20 protein-coding genes and 1 pseudogene are annotated in these 19,563 nt (G+C 73.6%); 13 read left to right on the forward strand and 8 right to left on the reverse strand.

Annotated features, from left to right (window positions below):
• Window positions 1-212: 212 nt before the first annotated feature.
• Window positions 213-734 (reverse strand): amino-acid N-acetyltransferase, encoded by a 522-nt coding sequence (locus L1857_RS15225; protein ID WP_094005884.1) that lies wholly within the window; start codon window positions 732-734, stop codon window positions 213-215.
• Between the two features lie 80 nt (window positions 735-814).
• On the opposite strand from L1857_RS15225, the gene rimO reads away from it, so the two are divergent.
• The 6 genes from rimO (at window position 815) to pspM (ending at window position 5,874) form a co-directional block, all read left to right on the forward strand.
• Window positions 815-2,236, forward strand: coding sequence for a 30S ribosomal protein S12 methylthiotransferase RimO (gene rimO, locus L1857_RS15230; protein WP_249465389.1), 1,422 nt, complete (start codon window positions 815-817; stop codon window positions 2,234-2,236).
• On the forward strand, window positions 2,233-2,862 hold the full coding sequence (pgsA, locus tag L1857_RS15235; RefSeq protein WP_094005886.1) for a CDP-diacylglycerol--glycerol-3-phosphate 3-phosphatidyltransferase: 630 nt from the start codon (window positions 2,233-2,235) through the stop codon (window positions 2,860-2,862). The genes rimO and pgsA overlap by 4 nt, the downstream gene beginning before the upstream one ends.
• The gene (locus L1857_RS15240; protein ID WP_094005887.1) at window positions 2,859-3,323 is read left to right on the forward strand and encodes a CinA family protein; all 465 of its coding nucleotides are present in this window, start codon (window positions 2,859-2,861) and stop codon (window positions 3,321-3,323) included. Before pgsA ends, L1857_RS15240 begins: the two co-directional genes overlap by 4 nt.
• Window positions 3,324-3,418: 95 nt before the next feature.
• A complete protein-coding gene (locus tag L1857_RS15245; protein ID WP_116115217.1) occupies window positions 3,419-3,868 on the forward strand; it encodes a helix-turn-helix domain-containing protein in 450 nt (149 codons plus the stop codon).
• Window positions 3,869-4,126: 258 nt separating this feature from the next.
• The gene (locus L1857_RS15250; RefSeq protein WP_094005889.1) at window positions 4,127-4,963 is read left to right on the forward strand and encodes a PspA/IM30 family protein; all 837 of its coding nucleotides are present in this window, start codon (window positions 4,127-4,129) and stop codon (window positions 4,961-4,963) included.
• An 11-nt stretch (window positions 4,964-4,974) separates the two neighbouring features.
• A complete protein-coding gene (gene pspM / locus L1857_RS15255) occupies window positions 4,975-5,874 on the forward strand; it encodes a phage shock envelope stress response protein PspM (RefSeq protein ID WP_094005890.1) in 900 nt (299 codons plus the stop codon).
• 531 nt (window positions 5,875-6,405) lie between these two features.
• Here the strand turns inward: pspM and L1857_RS15260 are convergent.
• Both L1857_RS15260 and L1857_RS15265 read right to left on the reverse strand, forming a co-directional pair.
• Window positions 6,406-7,488 (reverse strand): quinone-dependent dihydroorotate dehydrogenase, encoded by a 1,083-nt coding sequence (locus tag L1857_RS15260; RefSeq protein WP_205413436.1) that lies wholly within the window; start codon window positions 7,486-7,488, stop codon window positions 6,406-6,408.
• 14 nt (window positions 7,489-7,502) lie between these two features.
• On the reverse strand, window positions 7,503-8,060 hold the full coding sequence (locus L1857_RS15265) for a GNAT family N-acetyltransferase (protein WP_094005904.1): 558 nt from the start codon (window positions 8,058-8,060) through the stop codon (window positions 7,503-7,505).
• Window positions 8,061-8,526: 466 nt separating this feature from the next.
• On the opposite strand from L1857_RS15265, the gene L1857_RS15270 reads away from it, so the two are divergent.
• Both L1857_RS15270 and L1857_RS15275 read left to right on the forward strand, forming a co-directional pair.
• Entirely contained in the window at window positions 8,527-9,102 is a 576-nt protein-coding gene (locus L1857_RS15270; RefSeq protein ID WP_094005905.1) for a hypothetical protein, read from the forward strand.
• Window positions 9,092-9,550 (forward strand): hypothetical protein, encoded by a 459-nt coding sequence (locus L1857_RS15275; RefSeq protein WP_205413435.1) that lies wholly within the window; start codon window positions 9,092-9,094, stop codon window positions 9,548-9,550. Before L1857_RS15270 ends, L1857_RS15275 begins: the two co-directional genes overlap by 11 nt.
• Here L1857_RS15275 and L1857_RS15280 read toward each other — a convergent pair.
• Together L1857_RS15280 and L1857_RS15285 are read right to left on the reverse strand one after the other, a co-directional pair.
• On the reverse strand, window positions 9,514-10,353 hold the full coding sequence (locus L1857_RS15280) for a DNA-formamidopyrimidine glycosylase family protein (protein ID WP_249465392.1): 840 nt from the start codon (window positions 10,351-10,353) through the stop codon (window positions 9,514-9,516). The genes L1857_RS15275 and L1857_RS15280 overlap by 37 nt on opposite strands.
• Window positions 10,340-11,215, reverse strand: coding sequence for a ParA family protein (locus L1857_RS15285; protein ID WP_116115209.1), 876 nt, complete (start codon window positions 11,213-11,215; stop codon window positions 10,340-10,342). Before L1857_RS15285 ends, L1857_RS15280 begins: the two co-directional genes overlap by 14 nt.
• A 63-nt stretch (window positions 11,216-11,278) precedes the next feature.
• Between L1857_RS15285 and L1857_RS15290 the strand changes: the two genes are divergently transcribed.
• The 3 genes from L1857_RS15290 (at window position 11,279) to L1857_RS15300 (ending at window position 13,927) form a co-directional block, all read left to right on the forward strand.
• Complete coding sequence (locus tag L1857_RS15290; RefSeq protein ID WP_094005908.1) at window positions 11,279-12,019, forward strand: class I SAM-dependent methyltransferase; 741 nt, start codon at window positions 11,279-11,281, stop codon at window positions 12,017-12,019.
• 37 nt (window positions 12,020-12,056) lie between these two features.
• Entirely contained in the window at window positions 12,057-13,316 is a 1,260-nt protein-coding gene (gene dinB, locus L1857_RS15295; RefSeq protein WP_249465396.1) for a DNA polymerase IV, read from the forward strand.
• Window positions 13,317-13,540: 224 nt separating this feature from the next.
• Window positions 13,541-13,927, forward strand: a complete 387-nt coding sequence (locus tag L1857_RS15300) for a DUF3040 domain-containing protein (protein WP_116115208.1) — start codon at window positions 13,541-13,543, stop codon at window positions 13,925-13,927.
• A 56-nt stretch (window positions 13,928-13,983) separates the two neighbouring features.
• Here the strand turns inward: L1857_RS15300 and L1857_RS15305 are convergent, their stop codons facing one another.
• The 3 genes from L1857_RS15305 to L1857_RS15315 form a co-directional block, all read right to left on the reverse strand.
• A complete protein-coding gene (locus tag L1857_RS15305; protein WP_116115206.1) occupies window positions 13,984-15,153 on the reverse strand; it encodes a multidrug effflux MFS transporter in 1,170 nt (389 codons plus the stop codon).
• 409 nt (window positions 15,154-15,562) lie between these two features.
• Window positions 15,563-16,033 carry a MarR family winged helix-turn-helix transcriptional regulator gene (locus L1857_RS15310; RefSeq protein ID WP_233157299.1) on the reverse strand — a complete coding sequence of 157 codons (471 nt, stop codon included), beginning with the start codon at window positions 16,031-16,033 and terminating at the stop codon, window positions 15,563-15,565.
• A gap of 71 nt (window positions 16,034-16,104) precedes the next feature.
• A complete protein-coding gene (locus L1857_RS15315) occupies window positions 16,105-17,142 on the reverse strand; it encodes a LacI family DNA-binding transcriptional regulator (protein ID WP_233157300.1) in 1,038 nt (345 codons plus the stop codon).
• A gap of 30 nt (window positions 17,143-17,172) precedes the next feature.
• Between L1857_RS15315 and L1857_RS15320 the strand changes: the two genes are divergently transcribed.
• Together L1857_RS15320 and L1857_RS15325 are read left to right on the forward strand one after the other, a co-directional pair.
• Window positions 17,173-18,312 carry an MFS transporter gene (locus L1857_RS15320; protein WP_116115303.1) on the forward strand — a complete coding sequence of 380 codons (1,140 nt, stop codon included), beginning with the start codon at window positions 17,173-17,175 and terminating at the stop codon, window positions 18,310-18,312.
• Window positions 18,309-19,516 (forward strand): annotated as a pseudogene (locus L1857_RS15325) (alpha-amylase family glycosyl hydrolase); the annotation flags it as partial. The gene L1857_RS15320 and the pseudogene L1857_RS15325, both read left to right, overlap by 4 nt.
• Between the last annotated feature and the right edge of the window lie 47 nt (window positions 19,517-19,563).

The raw sequence follows: 19,563 nt of genomic DNA on the forward strand, positions 1-19,563 counted from the left end.
GGCGAACTTCACCCGGCGGGCGCAGCGCCCGCCGACAAGGAGGCAGAACTCGCGCTCACGAGCGTGGAACTCGCGAGCAGGAGGGTGGGACTCGCGAGCAGGAGGGTGGGACTCGCGAGCAGGAGGGTGGGACTCGCGGGCGGGGGCGCAGAACTCGCGCGAGTCCCACGCTCACGTGGGCGAGTTCTGCATTCGGGCGCGCGAGTCCCGCGCTACAGCTCCAGGAGCATGCGTGTGTTGCCGAGCGTGTTCGGCTTCGCGTAGGGGAGTTCGAGGAACTCGGCCACACCCGGGTCCACCGAGCGGCGCATCTCTTCGTACACCGAGCTCGGCACCGGCGTGCCGTCGATCTCGGTGAACCCGTGCCGCGCGAAGAAGCTCGTCTCGAAGGTGAGCACGAAGATCCGACGCAGCCCCAGTTCCCGCGCCAGCGTGATCAGCTGCGCGACCAGCCGGTGCCCGATCCCCTGCCCGCGCATCCGCTTGTCGACCGCGACCGTGCGGATCTCGGCCAGGTCCTCCCACAGCACGTGCAGCGCGCCGCAGCCGACGATGTCACCGTTCTCGCCGCCGATGTCCGCGACCCAGAACTCCTGCATGTCCTCGTACAGCGTGACGAGCGACTTCTCCAGGAGCACGCGCCCCGCGTCCGCGTCCACCAACGCCTTGATCTTGCGGACATCCGAGATCCGGGCCCGCCGGATCTCGACGGAACTGGAAGGATCACCGTGCACCGATCGACCGTATCGGGGCGCGGGCGGGCCTGTCGCGGTGGGTTCGGCCACGCCCGCGCGCGCCAGCTACCCTGAGTGTCGTGTCTTCTGCCGCCACCGAGTCCTCCGGCCGTCGTGTCTCCCTGCTGACCCTGGGCTGCGCCCGCAACGAGGTGGACTCCGAGGAGCTGGCCGGCCGGCTCGCCGAAGGGGGCTGGGAGCTGGCCGACGAACCCGAGGGCAGCGACGTCATCGTCGTCAACACCTGCGGCTTCGTGGAGTCGGCGAAGAAGGACTCGGTGGACACGCTGCTGGCCGCCGCGGACACCGGCGCGAAGGTCGTCGCGGTCGGCTGCATGGCCGAGCGCTACGGCGCCGAGCTGGCCGAGAGCCTGCCGGAGGCTCATGCGGTCCTCGGCTTCGACCACTACCACGACCTCGCCGCCCGCCTGGACGACGTCGCCGCCGGGCGCACCATCGCCTCGCACACTCCGGCCGACCGCCGCAAGCTGCTCCCGATCACCCCGGTCGAGCGCGCCGCGGCCACCGAGGACGTGTCGATCCCCGGCCACGGCTGGGGGCCCCGCGTGCTGCGCAGCCGGCTGTCCGACTCGCCGGTGGCGGCGCTGAAGATCGCCTCGGGCTGCGACCGCCGCTGCTCGTTCTGCGCGATCCCGTCGTTCCGCGGCTCGTTCGTCTCCCGCCACCCGGACGAGATCCTCGCCGAGGCCGCGTGGCTGGCCGGCCAGGGCGTCAAGGAGCTGTTCCTGGTCAGCGAGAACTCCACCTCGTACGGCAAGGACCTCGGCCGCGCCCTGGGCGGCACCCGCGCCCTGGAGCTGCTGCTGCCGAAGCTGGCCGGCATCGAGGGCATCGAGCGGGTGCGGGTGTCCTACCTGCAGCCGGCCGAGACGCGCCCGGACCTGGTCCGCGCGATCGCGACCACCCCGGGCGTGGCGCCCTACTTCGACATGTCCTTCCAGCACTCCAGCGAGACCGTGCTGCGCCGGATGCGCCGGTTCGGCTCCACCAAGTCGTTCCTCGCGCTGATCGAGCAGATCCGCGAGTACGCGCCGGAGGCGGGCATCCGCAGCAACGTGATCGTCGGCTTCCCCGGGGAGACCGAGGACGACGTCGCCGAGCTGGAGCACTTCCTCACCGAGGCCGGCCTGGACGCGGTCGGCGTGTTCGGCTACTCCGACGAGGACGGCACCGAGGCCGAGACCTACGACGGCAAGATCGATCCCGAGGTGGTCGCCGAGCGCGTCGTGCGGGTGTCCGCGCTGGTCGAGGAACTGACCGCGCAGCGCGCCGAGGACCGCGTCGGCGAGATCGTCGACGTGCTGGTCGAGGAGGCCGACGCCGAGGAGGTGTCCGGCCGCGCCGCGCACCAGGCTCCGGAGGTCGACGGCGCGTGCGTCGTGCTCGACGGCGAGGGGCTCGCGGTCGGCCAGATGGTCCGCTGCCGGGTCGTCGGCTCCGAGGGCGTCGACCTGCTCGTCGAGCCGGACGCCGGCAGATGAGCGCCGCGGCGGAGGAGTCGGCCCAGGCTGGCGGGGAGGCCCGCCCGCCGCGTCGCGAGCCCGAGCCGACCCCGGTGCCGACGCTCAACGTCGCGAACCTGCTCACGCTGTCCCGGCTCGTGCTGGTCCCGCTGTTCGTGCTGGCGCTGTTCGCCGGCGGCGGCGAGGACACCGGCTGGCGGATCGGCGCGACCGTGCTGTTCGCGATCGCGTCGCTGACCGACCAGGTGGACGGCTGGGTCGCGCGCCGCTACGGCCTGATCACCGACTTCGGCAAGATCGCCGACCCGATCGCGGACAAGGCGCTGATCGGCGCCGCGCTGGTGGGCCTGAGCCTGCTCGGCGAGCTGCCCTGGTGGGTGACCATCGTGATCGCGGTCCGCGAGATCGGCGTGACCCTGCTGCGGTTCTGGGTCATCCGGCACGGCGTCATCCCGGCCAGCCGCGGCGGCAAGGCCAAGACGATGACCCAGATCCTGGCGATCGTGACCTACCTGCTGCCGCTGCCGGACGGCGCGCTGCCGGTCCAGTGGGCGCTGATGGGCCTGGCGGTGCTGCTCACCGTCGTCACCGGCGCGGACTACGTGGTGCGCGCGGTGCGGCTGCGCGCGGCGGCCCGGGCATGACCTCGGCGCGCCCGGTGGTGGCCGCGTTGCTGCGCCTGCGGCAGACGGTGGCCGCGGCGGAGTCGCTGACGGCCGGCCTGGTCACCGCGAGCCTGACCGAGGTGCCCGGGTCCAGCGCGGTGGTGCGCGGCGGGCTCGTGGTCTACGCCACCGACCTCAAGGCGAAGCTCGCGGGCGTGGATCCGGCGCTGCTGGCCGCGCACGGCGCGGTGCACCCGGAGGTCGCCGCGCAGCTCGCGGAGGGCGCGCGGGACCGCTGCGGGGCCGACTGGGGGCTGGGCCTGACCGGGGTGGCCGGGCCGGACCCGCAGGACGGCGTCGCCCCCGGCACCGTGCACATCGGCCTGGCCGGGCCGGGTGGCCGGGACGTGCGGACGCACTGGTTCGAGGGCGACCGCGCGGCCGTGCGGCGGGCCTCGGTGACGGCCGCGCTGGACCTGCTGGGGGAACATCTCACGTGATCGGGGCGTTCGCCCTGGGCGTATCCCCGTGTCAATCGCTGCGAGGAGGCGCTCGAACTGGGTAACGTGGTCGGTATCAGGAAGGGAGGCGCGCGATGACCGTGCTCCTGCGCGAGGCGATCGGCGACCGGCTCCGGCATGCCCGCACCAACAAGCGTCGCACGCTGCGCGACATCTCCCGCGCCGCCAAGGTCAGCCTCGGCTACCTGTCCGAGGTGGAGCGCGGGCAGAAGGAGGCGTCCAGTGAGCTGCTGGCGTCCATCTGCCAGGCGCTCGAGCTGCCGCTCGCCGAGCTGCTGAGCAACGTCGCCGCCGACATCTCGGCGCTGGAGAGCGTGGACGTGCCGACGATGGCCGAGACCGCCGAGGGCGAGGGCCGCGCGCGCAAGACGGGCGAGTCGCCCACCGCGACCGGCCGGCTCGAAGGTGGCCGCCTCATCGACGGCATGATCGGCAACGACCTGCCGGACCTGCGGGTTTCCGGTCAGCGGGTCGGGCCGTCGCTGCGCACCACCATCCGCGCGCCGAAGATGGTCGCCGCCTGATCGCCAGCTGAGCGGACGAACCGCACGAAGGCCACCGTCCGGGCGTTCCGCGCCCCGGCGGTGGCCTTCGTGCGTCCGGCCCGGGGAAGGCCGGTCAGGGTAGTCCCGGAAATCCCCCGGGGTCGCCTGGAACACACGGGCGCGACCTGACACGATGGAACCCACTCCGGGGTCGCGGCGTTGCTCAAGACAGGGGAGAGTGGCGCCGGGCGACCATCGGCGACACCCAGGCAGGGATCTAGAAGGCAGGCGGAGGAGATGGCCAACCCTTTCGTGAAGTTCTGGAAGTACCTCATGGCGTCGTTCTCGTCGAAGATCGACGAGCACGCCGACCCGAAGGTGCAGATCCAGCAGGCCATCGAGGAGGCGCAGCGCAACCACCAGGCGCTCTCCCAGCAGGCCGCCGCGGTGATCGGTAACCAGCGGCAGCTGGAGATGAAGCTCAACCGCCAGCTCGCCGAGGTCGAGAAGCTGCAGGCGTCGGCGCGCCAGGCGCTGGTGCTGGCGGACGAGGCGCGGGGCAAGGGGGACGAGCAGAAGGCCCAGCAGTACGAGGTGGCCGCGGAGTCGTTCGCCACCCAGCTGGTCACGGCCGAGCAGAGCATCGAGGACCTCAAGACGCTGCACGACCAGGCCCTGCAGGCCGCCGCGCAGGCGAAGCAGGCCGTCGAGCGCAACTCGGCGATGCTGCAGCAGAAGCTGGCCGAGCGCACCAAGCTGCTCTCGCAGCTGGAGCAGGCCAAGATGCAGGAGCAGGTGTCGGCCTCGCTCAACCAGATGTCGCAGCTCGCCGCGCCGGGCAACACCCCGTCGCTGGAAGAGGTGCGGGACAAGATCGAGAAGCGGTACACCACCGCGCTGGGCCAGGCCGAGCTGGCGCAGAACTCGGTGCAGGGCCGCATGCTCGAGGTGCAGCAGGCCACCACGCAGATGGCGGGCAGCTCGCGGCTGGAGCAGATCCGGGCGTCCATGCGGGGCGACTCGGTGGCGCAGGTGACGTCCGGCTCCGGTGAGAAGGCGGCGCCCCCGGCGGCGGACATCCAGCGCGAGATCGAGTCGCGCGTCCAGGCCGAGCAGCAGAAGAACCAGGCCTGAGCGGGTAGGCGATGGCGTCGGGCAGGCGGGACTTCTCGCAGTTCCAGGCGAAGCTGGAAAAGCACATCGAGCGCCTGCCCGACTACGCGCAGCGCGCTCAGCGGAAGCTGCAGCGGTACATGCCCGAGCAGGGCTCGTCCGGTGCGGTGACGCGGCCGAAGGTCGTCTCGCAGGCGATGCCGGTGCTCAACGAGGCCCGCGCGAAGTGGGTCGCGTGGAACTCGCCCGAGGCGAAGCTGGCGCGGCGCAAGCAGCGGACGTCGCGGGCGCTGACGCTGTGGATCATGGCGGCGGTGCTGTTCGTGCTGTACGCCGTGGTCGGCTGGCTCGGGCTCGCCGGGGCCGGCGGGCTGGCCGAGGCGGTGCCGGGGATCTTCGGGGCGGTCGTGTTCACGACCTTGTCGGTGCGCTCGGCGCTGCGGCTGCGGCAGCTGAACCGGATCGTGCTGCCGGTCAGCACGACCCCGCCGCCGCTGCCGCCGTCCGGGTCCGCGGCGCGTGCCCCGATGCAACGGCTCGCCGAGTGCGAGTCGACGCTGGCCGACCTGCTGCGGCAGCTGTCGGAGCCCTCGGCGCTGGGCACGGCGCCGGTGCCGGAGTACTCGGTGGCCGACGCGCGGTCGACGGCCGCGGAGGCCGCCGCCGCGCTGCGGGCGCTGGCCCTGCGGATCCAGTCCATCGAGCGAGCGCGTGACGCGGCCCCGGCCGGCGAGCGGGCCGCGCTGGACTCGGCGATCGCGACGCTGCGCGAGCAGCTGGACGACGGGGTGGAGAGCTTCGGCGCCCTGGTGGCCGCGGCGGGCCGCGCGGTCGCCGCGAGCAGCCACGGCCTGGCCGATTCACGCCTGTTCCTGACCGACGCGACCGACCGCCTGGCCGGACTCGCACTGGCCCTGCGCGAACTGTCCTGACCCGCGAGCCGCCACACAGGCAGCCGCGAGCCCCACACCCGGCCCGGCGAGCCCCACACTGGGGCCAGCGAGCCCCACACTGGGGCCAGCGAGTCCCACGTCCGGTGGCGCGAGTCCCACGTTCAGGGCGGCGAGTCCCACGTTCGGCCCGGCGAGTCCCACACTCGGCCCGGCGAGTTCCACGTTCAGGGCGGTGAGTTCCACGCTCGGCCCGGCGAGTTCCACGTTCGGCCCGGCGAGTTCCACGGCTCGGTAACGCGAGTTCCACGCTCGGGCCGGTGAGTTCCGCGTTGCGGCGGTGAGTTCCGCGTGCGCGGTGTGAGGGTCCGTCGGCGGGCGTGACTCTTGCACTTGCCGCGCGCTCCGCGTTCAAGCGCTGTGTTCCGCGCTTGGTGGCGCGAGTCCCACGTTCAGAGCGGTGAGTTCCGCATTCGGTGGCGTGAGTTCCGCGCTCGCCGGGGCGAGGTGCCCACCGGCGGGCGCCTCCCGCGCGGAGGCGTGCGCGGCGGTGGGCACTGTGGACGGTCCCAGTCAGGCCGTCCGGGAACCGCCTTCCTCGTCCCGGCGTGCACCGGCCAGGGCGCGGTTGATGTTGCGCACCAAGCCGGGTCCGTGCAGGGCGAATCCGGTGTAGAGCTGGATCAGGCTCGCCCCCGCGTCGAGCATCCGGCGGGCGTCGTCGCCGGTGGAGATTCCGCCCACGCCGATGATCGGCACCGTGCCCTCGGTGTGCCGGTGCACGAACCGCACCACCTCCCGCGCCCGCTCGGTCAGCGGCCGCCCGGACAGCCCGCCGGTCTCCGCGCCCACCGCGGCCTCATCGGCGGTCAGGCCGTCCCGGCCCAGCGTCGTGTTGGTCGCGATGATCCCGGAGACCCCCTGCTCGTCGCACACCTCGAGCAGCTCGGCGAGCGCGTCGTCGGTCAGGTCGGGCGCCACCTTGACCAGCAGCGGCGTCGCCGGCTTCCCGGCCTCCGCGGCCAGCTCCTCACCGGTCCGGCCCAGCTCGGCGAGCAGCTCGGCCAGCGCCTCCCGGTCCTGCAGCGCCCGCAGCCCCGGCGTGTTGGGCGAGCTGACGTTGATCGCGAAGTAGTCCGCCCACGGGTACAGCGCCCGCAGCGACTCCTGGTAGTCGGCGACCGCCTCCGCCAGCGGGGTCACCTTGGACTTGCCGATCGACACGCCCAGCGGGATGCCCGGCTTCCCCTTGGCGGCCAGCCGCTGGGCGAGCGCGGCCGCGCCGGAGTTGTTGAACCCCATGCGGTTGATCACCGCGTCGCTGTGCGGCAGCGTGAACAGCCGCGGCTTCGGGTTGCCCGGCTGCGCCAGCCGCGTGACGGTGCCCACCTCGACGAAGCCGAACCCGAGCGCGGGCCACGCGGCCAGCGCGCGCCCGTCCTTGTCCATCCCGGCGGCGAGGCCGACCCGGTTGGCGAACCGCAGCCCGAACAGCGTCACCGGGTCGGAGACGGCGAACCGGCGCCGCAGCGCGGCCAGCGCGGGCGGGACGTCGGACAGCCGCGCCAGGACGCCCAGGGTGCGTTCGTGCACCTTCTCGGGGTCGTTGTCGTTGAGCCGGTAGAGCGTGGGACGGATCAGCCTGTCGAAGAGCACGGTCCCATCTTCGCTCAGCGCCGTTTCCACTCCGACGACAGCATGGCGTAGACGAGCTCGTCGGTCCATTCGCCCTTGACCAGCTCGTTCTCCCGCAGGTGCGCCTCGCGCCGCATGCCCAGTCCCTCCATCAGGGACGCCGAGGCCACGTTGCGGCTGTCGCAGCGGCCGTAGATGCGGTGCAGGCCCAGCTCGTCGAAGCCCAGCCGGAACAGCTCACCGGCCGCCTCGGCGGCGTAGCCCTTGCCGTGGTGCCGGGGGTGGAACACCACCCCGATCTCGCCGCTCGCGTGGTCGCGGCTGGTCCACCACAGGGTGAGGTCGCCGATCAGCTCACCGGTGTCGATCAGCTCGACGGCGATGGCGAGGTACTCGCCGGGCTCGGTCAGCGTCGAGCGGGCGATCTTGTCCTCGAGGACGGCGGCGGTCTCGGCCCGCGTGCGCGGTTCCCAGTAGAGGTACCGCGTGACGTCCGGCCGGGACTGGAAGGAGTGCAGCGCGTTCAGGTCCGCCTTGGTGAATGGGCGGAGGATCAGCCGTGCGGTCTTCATCGGGTACGCGGGCTGCAGCACCGGCGAAGAATAGCGCGCCCCGGACGATCTCCGGGGATTTTCCGCCGGATTAGGGGATTGGGGGGGGGAACCCCCGGCGCGACTCCCGACCGTCGTCAGCCGTTCGGGCCCGAGCCGGACCAGTGCTCGGAAACGCCGGGGGGCGGTGGCTGTCTGGTATTCACCAGCAGTCCAGGGTGTGGCATCCGCTAGCGGACAGCCACCTCACGAGTCCCGTTGCTACACAACTTCGGACCACCTCCTTTCCCGTGTACCAGCAACGCTAGGCGCGCCGGTGCCCCTGCGGCAACTGCATTTCCGGGCCGTCCGGCGTGGCCGTTCTCACCCGCCGGACCGGGCGCCGCCGGGAACTTCCGCGCCGTCTGCTGGATCGATCCACGCCGGGGCGCCGGGTTTCGACCTCCTTGCGCAGGTGTACCCGATCGGGTGACCGGGGGGCTGGTTCGCAGCAACGGGAGAGTGTGCGATGTCCACGTCCGTGGTCATTCTGATCGTCGTCGTCGCCCTGGTGGTGATAGCCGGGGCAGCCCTGCTGGTCCGCGCCGGGATGCGGCGCAAGCGCCTGCGGGAGCGGTTCGGGCCCGAGTACGACCGGGCCGTCGAGGGCGGCAAGAGCAAACGGGCCGCCGAACGCGATCTGGCCGAGCGGGAGAAGCGGCACAGCGAGCTGGACATCCGGCCGCTGCCGGATACGGCCCGCCAGCGCTACCGCCAGGAGTGGTCGCTGGTGCAGCAGCAGTTCGTCGACCGGCCCGGCGCGGCCATCCTGGAGGCCGACCGCCTGCTCACTTCGCTGATGGGCGAGCGCGGCTACCCGACCGAGGGGTACGAGCAGCAGCACCGGGACCTGTCGGTCGAGCACGCGAACACGCTGGAGCACTACCGGCGCGCGCACGAGATCACCGAGGGCCACCAGAAGACCGAGGCGTCCACCGAGGACCTGCGTAAGGCGATGGTCCACTACCGGCAGGTGTTCGAGGACCTGCTCGGCGACGCCGACGTCCGGCCGGAGCAGGAGGGAGGCCGGCACCATGCGCGCTGAGGACCGCACCGCCGACGGCCCGTCCACCGACGACCTCGTCGCACCCCGCCGGGACGAGCAGCCCGCGCGGCCGATGACCGAACAGCCCGCCGGTCGCACCATGCCCGCCGAAGCCGCGGCGACCCAGGGCGTGCCCGAGGAGTCCGTGCCCGGGCAGGCCCCGCCGGCCGAGGGCGAGGAACGGGTCGAGCTGTTCCGCCCGGAGCAGGTCAGCGAGTTCCGGGACCGCTGGCGCGACGTGCAGACCTCGTTCGTCGACGATCCACAAGCGACACTGCGGGACGCCGACCAGCTGGTGGCCGAGGTGATGCAGGCGCTCGCGTCGACCTTCGCCGACCACAAGCACGAGCTGGAGGCCCAGTGGCAGCGCGGTGAGGCCGCCACCGAGGACCTGCGGCTGGCGCTGCGGCGCTACCGCACGTTCTTCAACGAGCTGCTGCGCGGCTGAGGCGCGGGCCCGTGCTGGCAGCGCGGGCAGAACCAGGTGGGGCGCGCCTGGACGTCGCCGGGGTCCCGGCCCTGGTTCTCGACCCGGAGCCGGCTGCCGCACCGGAAGCAGCCCTGCCTGGTTCGTTCGTACACCCAGTTCCGGCGGCCGCGGGCGAGGTCGCCGGTGGTGCTCTGCTCGTGCCGCCAGGCGTTGGCCAGCAACAGCTTCCGCGCCAGCCGCACCACCTGACGACCGTCCACTTCGGAGACCGGGGTCCACGGCGTGACACCGAGCAGGAAGCAGATCTCGCACTTGTAGAGGTTGCCCACGCCCGCCATCACGCGCTGGTCGAGCAGCGCGAGCCCGAGTTCCCGGCCGGGCTCGCGCTCCAGTGCCGCCACCGCGCGCGCCTCGTGCTCGTCGCTCCACTGTGGATCGAGCAGGTCCGGCCCGAGGTGGCCGACCAGGCGGGACTCCTCCGCGGTGGGCAGCAGTTCCAGGTCGTGCACGCGGAAGCCGACGACCTGCACGCCCCCGGCCTCGAGCACGACGCGCGCGTGGTGCGCCGGGTGCCGCCAGCGGGAGCCGGGCCGGGTGATCTCCCACGAGCCGTCCATCTTGAGGTGGCTGTGCAGGCTCAGGTCCGGCGAGAAGCGGAAGAACAGGTGCTTGCCCACCGTCCGCACACCGAGCACCGTGGCGCCGGTCAGGTCGGTCGTGGCCAGCGCGGGGTGCCGGAAGTCGGTGCGTGTCAGCACCCGGCCGGCGAGCGCCTTCTCGACCTTCCGGCCGGCCAGGAAGACGGTGTCACCTTCGGGCATCGTCCGCGATCCGGGGGACCGGGCCGGTGCTCTCGGCCGGGGTCTCGGCGGCCTCCCGGTCGATGCGGTGCCGTCCGGCGCGGTTGGAGCGCAGGATCTTGGCGAGCACCATGTTGAAGGTCAGCGCGACCTCCTGGGCGCCGGGGGAGTGCCACTCGTGGATCGGGCTGCACGCGCCCTGCGCCTGCTGCACCGCGAGCCGGTCCGGGATCGCGGTCGGCATCACCAGGCCGCCGAAGGACTCGCGCAGCTCGGCGATGCGGAACTGGTGCTCGTGCGAGCGCGGCCGCAGCCGGTTCACCAGCACCCCGGCCGGCTTGAGGCCGGGGTTGTGCTCGTCGCGGATCCGCTCGATCGCCTCCAGCGCGCGCTGGGCGCCGCTGACCGCGTACATCGTCGGCTCGGTCACCAGGATCGCGCTGTCGGCGGCCACCAGGGCCGACTTCGTCAGCCGCCCGAGCGAGGGCGGGCAGTCCAGGATCGCCAGCTCGTACGGGCGGCCGCGCAGCGGGCGCTCGTGCAGCTCGTCCAGCGCCAGGGAGAGATTGCCGACCTGGTCGTCGTCCGGGCCCGGCTCGTTGAGCAGCTCCAGCTCCTCCGCCCCGACCAGCACGTCGACCTCGGGGCTCCACGCGCTCGGCGCGACCGCCTGCCGCAGGACGTCGCGGGCCGGGGTGGCGAGCACGTCGGCCAGCGTGGCGTCGGTGTAGGGCGGATCGAGGGTGGCGGTGGCGTTGCCCTGCGGGTCCAGATCGGCCACCAGCGTGCGCGCCCCCCTACGGAGCGCAGCCGAAGCGATGCCGAGCGCGACCGTGGTTTTGCCGACACCACCCTTGAGGCTCAGTACGGCGACCGTGTGCACGGGGTCGAGCGTAGCCGGAGTGCCACGGCGAGCGCCCGGACCGGGCTCACTACGCTGTCCGCCATGCGAACGGACACCGGGACAGCACGCGGCTCCGGCACGGTCTGGCGGGCACTGCGGGCCGAGCTCGACCGGGCGCGGGAACGAGGCACGGCGGAGCCCGCCGTCGTCGACGTCGGCGGCGGCAGCGGGGTGTGGGCGGTGCCGCTGGCCGCCGAGGGCTGCCGGGTGACGGTGGTCGAGCCGAGCCCGAACGCGCTGGCGACCCTGCGGCGGCGCGCCGAGGAGGCCGGCGTCGGCGGGGCGATCACGGTCGTGGCCGACGACACCGACGCGCTCGCCGCGCGGATCCCGGCCGGTTCGGCCGATCTGGTGCTGGCGCACGGCCTGCTCGAGGTGGTCGACGACCCGGCCGCGGTGGCCGGGGCGCTGGCCGGGATCGTGGCGCCGGGCGGCGCGGTGTCGGTGCTGGTCGCCAACCGGCACGCGGCCGCGTTGCACCGCGCGCTGGGCGGCCGGGTGCGGGAGGCCCACGCCTTGCTGACCAGCTCCGACGGGGTGCTCGCGGACGACGGGGAGACGCTGCTGCGCCGCTTCGACGCCGACGGCCTGCGCGGCCTGCTGGCCGGTGCGGGGCTGCGGGTGGAGCTGATCCAGGGCGACGGGGTCGTCTCGGACGTGCTGGGCGAGGTCGAGTCGGAGCAGTACACCGCCGACGACCTCGCCGACTTCGAGGCCGCCGCGGGCGCGATCCCGCCGCTGCGCGACCTCGCCAGCCGCCTGCACGTGCTCGCCCGCCTCTGACGAAAACTGTCGGACCCCCTGCGTAGGCTCGTCCGCGATGGGTAGGAATGCGGCCCTGCCGGCCGGGTACGAGCGGTTCCGGGTGAGCGCGGGGCACACACCGGACGACACCGGCTGCGGTCTGCTGCACGTCGACATGGACGCGTTCTTCGCGGCCGTGGAGCTGCGCACGCGGCCGGAGCTGGTGGACAAGCCGGTGATCGTCGCGGGCGCCGGCCCGCGCTCGGTGGTGACGTCGGCGAACTACCCGGCGCGCGAGTACGGCGTGCGGGCGGCGATGCCGGTCGCGGTGGCGCGCCGGCTGTGCCCGCACGGGGTGTTCCTGCCGCCGACGCACGGGCTCTACGGCGAGGTGTCGAAGGGCGTGATGGCGATCTTCCGCGAGCTGACGCCGCTCGTGGAGCCGTTGAGCCTGGACGAGGCGTTCCTGGACGTCAGCGGCGCGCTGCGGCGGCTGGGGGAGACGCCGGCGGGCATTGCGGAGCTGATCCGCCGCCGGGTCCGGGCCGAGCACGGCATCACCTGCTCGGTCGGAGTGGCGCCGGTGAAGTTCGTGGCGAAGCTGGCCTCGGGCATGGCGAAACCGGACGGGGTGGTCGTGGTGCCCGCCGGGCGGATCCTGGAGTTCCTGCACCCGCTGCCGCTGTCCGCGCTGTGGGGCGTGGGGAAGAAGACCGAGGAGAACCTGCACCGGCTCGGGCTGTCCACTATCGCCGACATCGCGGCGGCGCCGCTGCCGCGGTTGCGCAAGGCGGTCGGCAACGCCGCGGCCGAGCACCTGCACGCGCTGGCGCACGGCCGGGACGAGCGCGGCGTGGTGGTCGATTCGCCGGAGAAGTCGCTGGGCGCCGAGCACACCTTCGACACCGACCAGCGTGAACCGCGGGTGCTCGAGCGCGAGCTGCTGCGGTTGTCCGAGCGCGTCGCGGAGAGCCTGCGGCGCCGGGGGCTGCGCGGGCGCACGGTGTCGATCAAGGTGCGGTTCGCCGACTTCCGCACGATCAGCCGGTCGCGGACCCTGCCCGCGGCCACCGACGTGGCGCGGGTGATCCACTCGACGGCCGTGGCGCTGCTCGCGGAGGCGGTCGCCGGGGCCGACGTCCGCCTCCTCGGGGTGCGCGTGGAGGGGCTGACCGGGGAGGCCGAGCCGGAGCAGCTGAGCTTCGACCAGCCCGCGCCGCGGTGGCGCGACGCGGAGGTGGCGGCGGACGTGGCGCGGTCGAAGTTCGGCGCCGCGGCGGTCCGGCCGGCGTCACTGATCGTGTCCGGCCCCGACCCGTCTCGGGGGGAACCCTGAGGCCGGTGAAACGTTGACACAAGGGGCGGCGACACCCCCAGCAAGACACCAGCGCCCAGGACGGCGGGGAGATTTGAGCCAAACGGGGCACAGGTTGGAGTGGGATCGGGTAGTCCTGATCGCGAAGGACTCGTATCCTGGAGAGTGACACCACTAGGGGTGTCTGTTGGGTCCAGGACGTTGCGCGGCCCGGCGCCCGCGACAGCTGTGCCGGAGGAGGAAAGATGCCACTCTCCGAGCATGAGCAGCGGCTGCTCGACCAGATCGAGCGCGAGCTCTATGCCGAGGACCCCAAGTTCGCGTCTACGGTGCGCGGTGCCCGGTTCCGCCGGCCCGCCCGCCGCCGCCGAATCCAGGGGATCGCGCTGTTCGTCGTCGGTGTCGCCCTGCTCGTACTGGGTGTGATGGTGCGGGCCCTGTGGGTCGCCGACGTGCCGTTGATGAGCGTGTTCGGTTTCGTCGTGATGTTCGCGGGCGCGATGCTCGCGCTGTTCTCCGGCCGTGGCGGGGGCGACGGCAAGTCCAGCGGCGGTGGCAAGCCCGTCAAGGCGAAGAGTTCGTTCACGCAGCGGATGGAAGAGCGTTTCCGCCAGCGCTTCGAAGAGCAGTAGTTCTTCTCCGCGAAGTGCCTACGCCCACTGCGGCGTAGGCACTTTCGCATGCGCGGTCAGCGGAACGCGGCCGCCGTGGCGAGCAGCAGGCAACCGGTCAGCAGGGCCGCCAGTGGCACGGCGCTGCCGGTGCCGAACAGTCCCACCGCGGGGGCGACCGCCCCGCCGAGCAGGAACTGCCCGCCGCCGAGCAGGGCGGACGTGGCGCCCGGCGCGTCCCGGCCGGCCTCCTGCGCGGCGGCCGTGACGGCGGGGAAGTACAGCCCGAACGCGGTGACGACCAGGAACAGGCCGGCCCAGAGCACGGCGAGGTGGGCGCCGGTGACGGCCAGCAGGGTGAGCATCACGGCGGAGGCGGCGCAGGCGGTCGTGATCCCCGCCCGCAGCAGCGCGCCGGTCCCGAAGCGGGTGACGAGGCGGCCGCACAGCAGGCTGCCCGCCAGCGAGCCGAGGGCGTTGACGCCGTAGACCACGCTGACGAGGCCGGGCGAGGCGCCGGCGACGTCGGCGAAGACGAACGTGGATCCGGCGAGGTAGAGGAAGATCGCCGCCCCGCCGAAGCAGAGGCTGAGGACGCGACCGGCGAGCGCGGGCCGGCGGCACAGGCGGGCCATCGCGCGCAGGGCCGCCACGGGCCGGGCGGGTGTTCGTCGTCCGGCCGGCAGGGATTCCGGCACCCACAGCAGGACGCCGGCCACCTGCAGCACCCCGGCGACGGCGAGGGCGGCGAAGACGGCCCGCCAGGACGCGACGCTCAGGATCGCGCCGCCGAGCACCGGCGCGAGGACCGGGGCGGCCGAGGTGATCGCGGCCAGCGCTGAGAACTTCCGCGCGGCCGCGGCGCCCGCGAACAGGTCGGTGATCACGGCCCGCGACACGACGATGCCCGCCGCGCCGGTGATGCCCTGGCACAGCCGGGCGGCGTTGAACACCTCGATCGACGGGGCGAGCGCGCACGCCAGCGAGGACACGGCGAACAGGGCGGACCCGGCGAGCAGGACGCGCCGCCGCCCGGTGCCGTCGCTGACCGGGCCCAGGACGAGCTGCCCGGCGACGACACCCACGAGGAACGCGGTCATGGACAACTGCGCGACGGACGGCGAGGTGCCGAGGGTGCGGGAGAGGTCCGGCAGGCCCGGCACGTACATGTCGGTGGCCAGCGGAGCGATCCCGGTGAGCAACGCGAGAACGGCGATGACGGCGGAGGGGACGGTGCGAGTGGTCATCGTGGCGGCGCCAGGTGGGTTGGTCCTTCTCGGGCGGTGAGTGGCGAAGGCTCGTGGACGGGCGGCGGCGGGCGTCGCGGCGGTGCTGGGCCGGCGGGGTGGTGTGGCGGGTGGGCCGTGGTGCGTGGCGGGCGATGGGTGGGCTGTGGCGTTCGGTGGGGTGCTGGGTGGGCCCTGGCGTGCGGCGAGCGCCGGGTGGGCCGTGGTGCTCGGTGGGGTGGCCGGTGGCGCGTGGCGTGTGGGGGGCGCCGGGTGAGCTGTGGCGTGCGGCGGGCGCCGGGTGGGCTGTGGTGCTCGGTGGGGTGCCGGGTGGGTCGTGGTGTGCGGCGAGCCGTGCTCGTGGGGTGCCGGGTGCGTAGGTGGCGGGCTTCTCGCGGGCACGGGATCGGTACGCCGTGGTCCGTTGGGGTCATTGCGGCGCCGCCGCGCCGGGGAGGGAGGACCCTGGCTTTCCCTCGCCCGCGAGGCGTGTCATCAGGTCCGCCGCGATGCGCAGCACGTCGCGTTCGGCGGGGGTCAGCTCCGTGCGCAGCGCCTCGGCCAGCCAGGCGTTGCCGTCGCGCACGTGGTCGTCCAGGGCGGCCCGCCCCTGGGCGGTGAGCCTGATCGTCTGCTGGCGGCGGTCCCGGTCGTCGCGCGATCGTTCGACCAGTCCGGCCTCGTCGAGGGCGTTGATCGTCCGGGTGAGCGACTGCGGCTGCAGCCCCTCGACGTCCGCCAGCGCGGTCGGCGTCAGCGGGCCGCCGTGCCGCAGGTTCGCCAGCACCGACGTCTCCAGCCGCGTCAGCCCGGTCCGCCCGGTCTCGGCACGCAGCCGCTGCGCCAGACGGGACACGGCCCACCGCACGGCTCCCGCGGTCTCCCAGCAAGCATCGTTCACAGGTGCCACGCTAAAGCTTAATAAACACCCAGTCAAGCCAACGCAGCACCCCGAAAATAACAAGCTTATGCTTACTGTCTGGTGCTGGTGCGGACGACCACCGACCACGGGGCCTCACCCGGGGCGTCGGCCCCCAGGGCGATCAGCGCGCAGCTCCGGCCCTGCTCGCACAGGGACTGCGCAACCGTGGTGAGCCCCTCCCGCTCCGCGTCCGGATCGTCGTCCCACCCGGCGACCGCCACGTCCGCCGGCACGCGCAGCCCCCGGCGGCGGGCGGCGTCCAGGACGGCGAACGCGAGCTGATCGCTCATCGCCACCACCGCGTCGGCCCCGGTGTCCAGCAGCGCGTCGGCCAGGGGTGCGGCTTCGGCCCGGTCGTTGCGCGCCACCACGGCCACCGGCATCGCCCCGGCGTCGAAGCCCGCGTCCCGGCAGTGACCGGCGATGCCGCGCAGCCGCTCGCGCGTCACCGGGAACTCCACGCTCTCCGGATCCGGCCCGGTCTCCAGACGCGCCCTGCGGTCCCGCCCGAACGGGAAGCTCAGCACGGCCGGCCGGGCCGCACCGGCGAACACGCGCGCCGCCAGTTCGCGAGCCGAGGCCCGGTTGTCGATCGTGACCACCCGGGCGCCGGGCACGGCCGGGCCGCCGTGCACCGCGACCGGCTTGCCCAGCCCGGTCACCACGGGCAGCACCGGATCGGTGTCGGCGGTGGTCCACACGATGTAGCCGTCCACCGATGCCGACGTCACCCGCTCGACGTCGGTGTCCTCCCCGGTGGTCGGAATCAGGTTCAGCCCGGTCCCGCGCTCCCGGCAGACCTCGGCGACCCCGGTGAGGAACCTCCGGGCCTGCGGGTCCTCGAAGGCGTAGGCGAGGTGCTCGCCGAGCACGACCCCGATCGTGCCGGTGCGGCGGCGGCGCAGCGACCGCGCGGTCGGGTCCGGCCCCCGGTAGCCCAGCTCGGCGGCGACCGCGCGGACCCGGCGCAACGTCTCCGGCGCGACCCGGTCCGGCTGGTTGTAGCAGTACGACACCGTCATCGGCGAGACACCGCTGCGGCGCGCCACCTCGGCCATCGTGACGCGCGGCGATCCCGGGCTGGACATGCCCCCACCCTATCTGTGTATCGTTACACAATGCGCATCCAGAGGACGGGTGTCGCGCTCGGAGCGCTCAGCGCCGCCTGCTTCGTGTCCGTGACGTCGGAGAACCTGCCGGTCGCCCTGCTGCCGCAGTTCGCGGCCGGGTTCGGCGTCTCCGGCTCGGCCATCGGGCTGCTGATGACCGGGTACGCGATCGTGGTCGCGGTCTCGGTGGTGCCGCTGGTCGCGCTGACGGCCCGCTGGGACCGCCGCACGGCCGCGCTCGTCACGGTCGCGGCCATCGCGGTGTCGAACCTGCTGCTGGCGCTCGCACCCGGGTACGCCGTCGCGGTGGTCGCCCGGCTGGTCGCGGCGGCCGGGCACGGCGTGTTCTGGTCGGTGGTCGCGCCGATGGCCGCCCGGCTGCTCGGACCGGACCGGTCCGGCCGCGCCACCGCGGTCGTCTTCGCCGGCAACTCGCTGGCGTTCCTCTTCGGGCTGCCGCTGAGCTCGTGGCTCGGGGAGACGATCGGCTGGCGGCCCACGGTCCTCGCGGTGGCCGGCGCCGCCGCGCTGGCGGCGGTGGTGGTCCGCGCGACGGTCGAGCCCACCCCCGCCGGACCGCCGGCGCCACGCCGCGGCGCGCTCGGCCGGGCCCTGCTGCCGGTCAACCTCGCCACGCTGGTCGTGGTGACCGGGCACTTCGCCGCGTTCACCTACATCACCGCGATCATCGCCGACTCGGTCCACCTCACCGGGGCGGCGACGTCGGCCCTGTTGTTCGCGCACGGCGCGGCCGGCCTGCTCGGCCTGGTCCTGATCGGGCGGCGGGTGGACAGCCGTCCGCGAGCCACCGCCCTGGTCGTCACCGGCGGCCTGGCGGTGTGCATGGTCGTGCTGCTGATCCCGGGTTCCGGCGTGGTCGCGGGCGCCGCGGTCGTGCTGTGGGCCGTGCCGGCCGGCGGGATGGCCGTGGTGCTGCAGGCCGCGGTCCTGCGGGTGGCCGCCCAGCCGGACCTGGCGTCCGCGGTCTACATCGTCGCCTTCCAGGTCGGCATCGCCACCGGCGCCGCGGTCGGCGGCGCCGCCCTCGACCACGGCGCCCTGCCCGCCGCGGTGGCGCTGGCGGCGGGCTGCGGGCTGGCCGCCACGCTGATCGTCCGGCGGTCCGCCGCGTTCCGGGGCACGCCATGAGGCCGTGGTGGCAGGACGCCGTGATCTACCAGGTCTACCCGCGCAGCTTCGCCGACAGCGACGGCGACGGCGTCGGTGACCTGCCGGGCATCCTCGAACGACTGCCGTACCTGCGGTGGCTCGGCGTGGACGCCCTGTGGATCTCACCGTTCTTCCGGTCGCCGATGCTCGACTTCGGCTACGACATCAGCGACCACACCGCCGTCGACCCGGTCTTCGGCACCGGCGCGGACGCCGACGCCCTGATCGCCGCCGCGCACGCGCACGGCCTGCGGGTGATCCTCGACATCGTGCTGGGCCACACCAGCGACCGGCACCCGTGGTTCACCACGCGCCCGGACTTCTACGTGTGGCGGGACGGGTCCGCGCCGCCGAACAACTGGCTCGCCGGGTTCCCGCCGGGCAGCCCCGCCTGGACGTGGCACCCCGGGGCGGGGCGGTGGTACCTGCACTCGCACCTGCCGCAGCAACCGGACTTGGACTGGGCCAATCCGGCGGTGCGGGCCGCGCAGCTGGACGTGCTGCGGTTCTGGCTGGACCGGGGCGTGGACGGGGTGCGGCTCGACTCGATCAACCGCCTCGGCAAGGACCCGGCGTTGCGCGACAACGTGCCCGGCGAGCCGTCGCGGCACCAGGACTGGCCGACGCTGCACGACTACCTGCGGGAGGTGCGCGCGGTCGCCGACGGCTACCCGGACGTGGCGGTGATCGGGGAGGTCTGGGAGTTCGACCAGCGCCGGATCCTGCCCTACCTCGCGCCCGGCGAGCTGCACCTGGCGCACAACTTCGTGTTCGCCCGGGTGCCGTGCGACGCCACGGGAATCCGGCGCACCGTGGAGGAGTTCCTGGATCTGGCCGGGCCGGACGTGTGGCCCGCGTGGTTCCTGAACAACCACGACGAGCCCCGGATCGCGAGCCGCTGGTCCCCGGGCGGGGCGCGGCTGGCGGCGATGCTGCTGCTGACCCTGCGGGGACGCCGTTCCTGTACCAGGGCGAGGAACTGGGCCTGCCGGACACCGCGTTGCCACCCGGGACCGGCACCGACCGCAACGGCCGCGACCCGCAGCGCACGCCGATGCCGTGGGCGCCGCCGTCCGAGGCCGGCCCCGGCGCCGGGTTCACCACCGGTGATCCGTGGCTGCCGGTGGGGGACACGGCCGAGCACCTCAACGTGGCCGTCGAGCGTCGGGACCCGGCGTCGATGCTGTCGCTGTACCGCGCGCTGCTGGCGCTGCGGCGCGCCCGGCCCTC

The sequence above is a fragment of the Amycolatopsis thermalba genome, from assembly GCF_023376025.1.
In the GTDB taxonomy this organism is placed as follows: domain Bacteria; phylum Actinomycetota; class Actinomycetes; order Mycobacteriales; family Pseudonocardiaceae; genus Amycolatopsis_E; species Amycolatopsis_E thermalba.

Coding starts and splice junctions, on each gene's coding strand:
- pgsA (WP_094005886.1), top strand. CDS start 2,233: ATGAGCGCCGCGGCGGAGGAGTCGGCCCAGGCTGGCGGGGAGGCCCGC.
- L1857_RS15240 (WP_094005887.1), top strand. CDS start 2,859: ATGACCTCGGCGCGCCCGGTGGTGGCCGCGTTGCTGCGCCTGCGGCAG.
- L1857_RS15245 (WP_116115217.1), top strand. CDS start 3,419: ATGACCGTGCTCCTGCGCGAGGCGATCGGCGACCGGCTCCGGCATGCC.
- L1857_RS15250 (WP_094005889.1), top strand. CDS start 4,127: ATGGCCAACCCTTTCGTGAAGTTCTGGAAGTACCTCATGGCGTCGTTC.
- pspM (WP_094005890.1), top strand. CDS start 4,975: ATGGCGTCGGGCAGGCGGGACTTCTCGCAGTTCCAGGCGAAGCTGGAA.
- L1857_RS15270 (WP_094005905.1), top strand. CDS start 8,527: ATGTCCACGTCCGTGGTCATTCTGATCGTCGTCGTCGCCCTGGTGGTG.
- L1857_RS15275 (WP_205413435.1), top strand. CDS start 9,092: ATGCGCGCTGAGGACCGCACCGCCGACGGCCCGTCCACCGACGACCTC.
- L1857_RS15280 (WP_249465392.1), bottom strand. CDS start 10,353: ATGCCCGAAGGTGACACCGTCTTCCTGGCCGGCCGGAAGGTCGAGAAG.
- L1857_RS15290 (WP_094005908.1), top strand. CDS start 11,279: ATGCGAACGGACACCGGGACAGCACGCGGCTCCGGCACGGTCTGGCGG.
- dinB (WP_249465396.1), top strand. CDS start 12,057: ATGGGTAGGAATGCGGCCCTGCCGGCCGGGTACGAGCGGTTCCGGGTG.
- L1857_RS15300 (WP_116115208.1), top strand. CDS start 13,541: ATGCCACTCTCCGAGCATGAGCAGCGGCTGCTCGACCAGATCGAGCGC.
- L1857_RS15305 (WP_116115206.1), bottom strand. CDS start 15,153: ATGACCACTCGCACCGTCCCCTCCGCCGTCATCGCCGTTCTCGCGTTG.
- L1857_RS15315 (WP_233157300.1), bottom strand. CDS start 17,142: ATGTCCAGCCCGGGATCGCCGCGCGTCACGATGGCCGAGGTGGCGCGC.
- L1857_RS15320 (WP_116115303.1), top strand. CDS start 17,173: ATGCGCATCCAGAGGACGGGTGTCGCGCTCGGAGCGCTCAGCGCCGCC.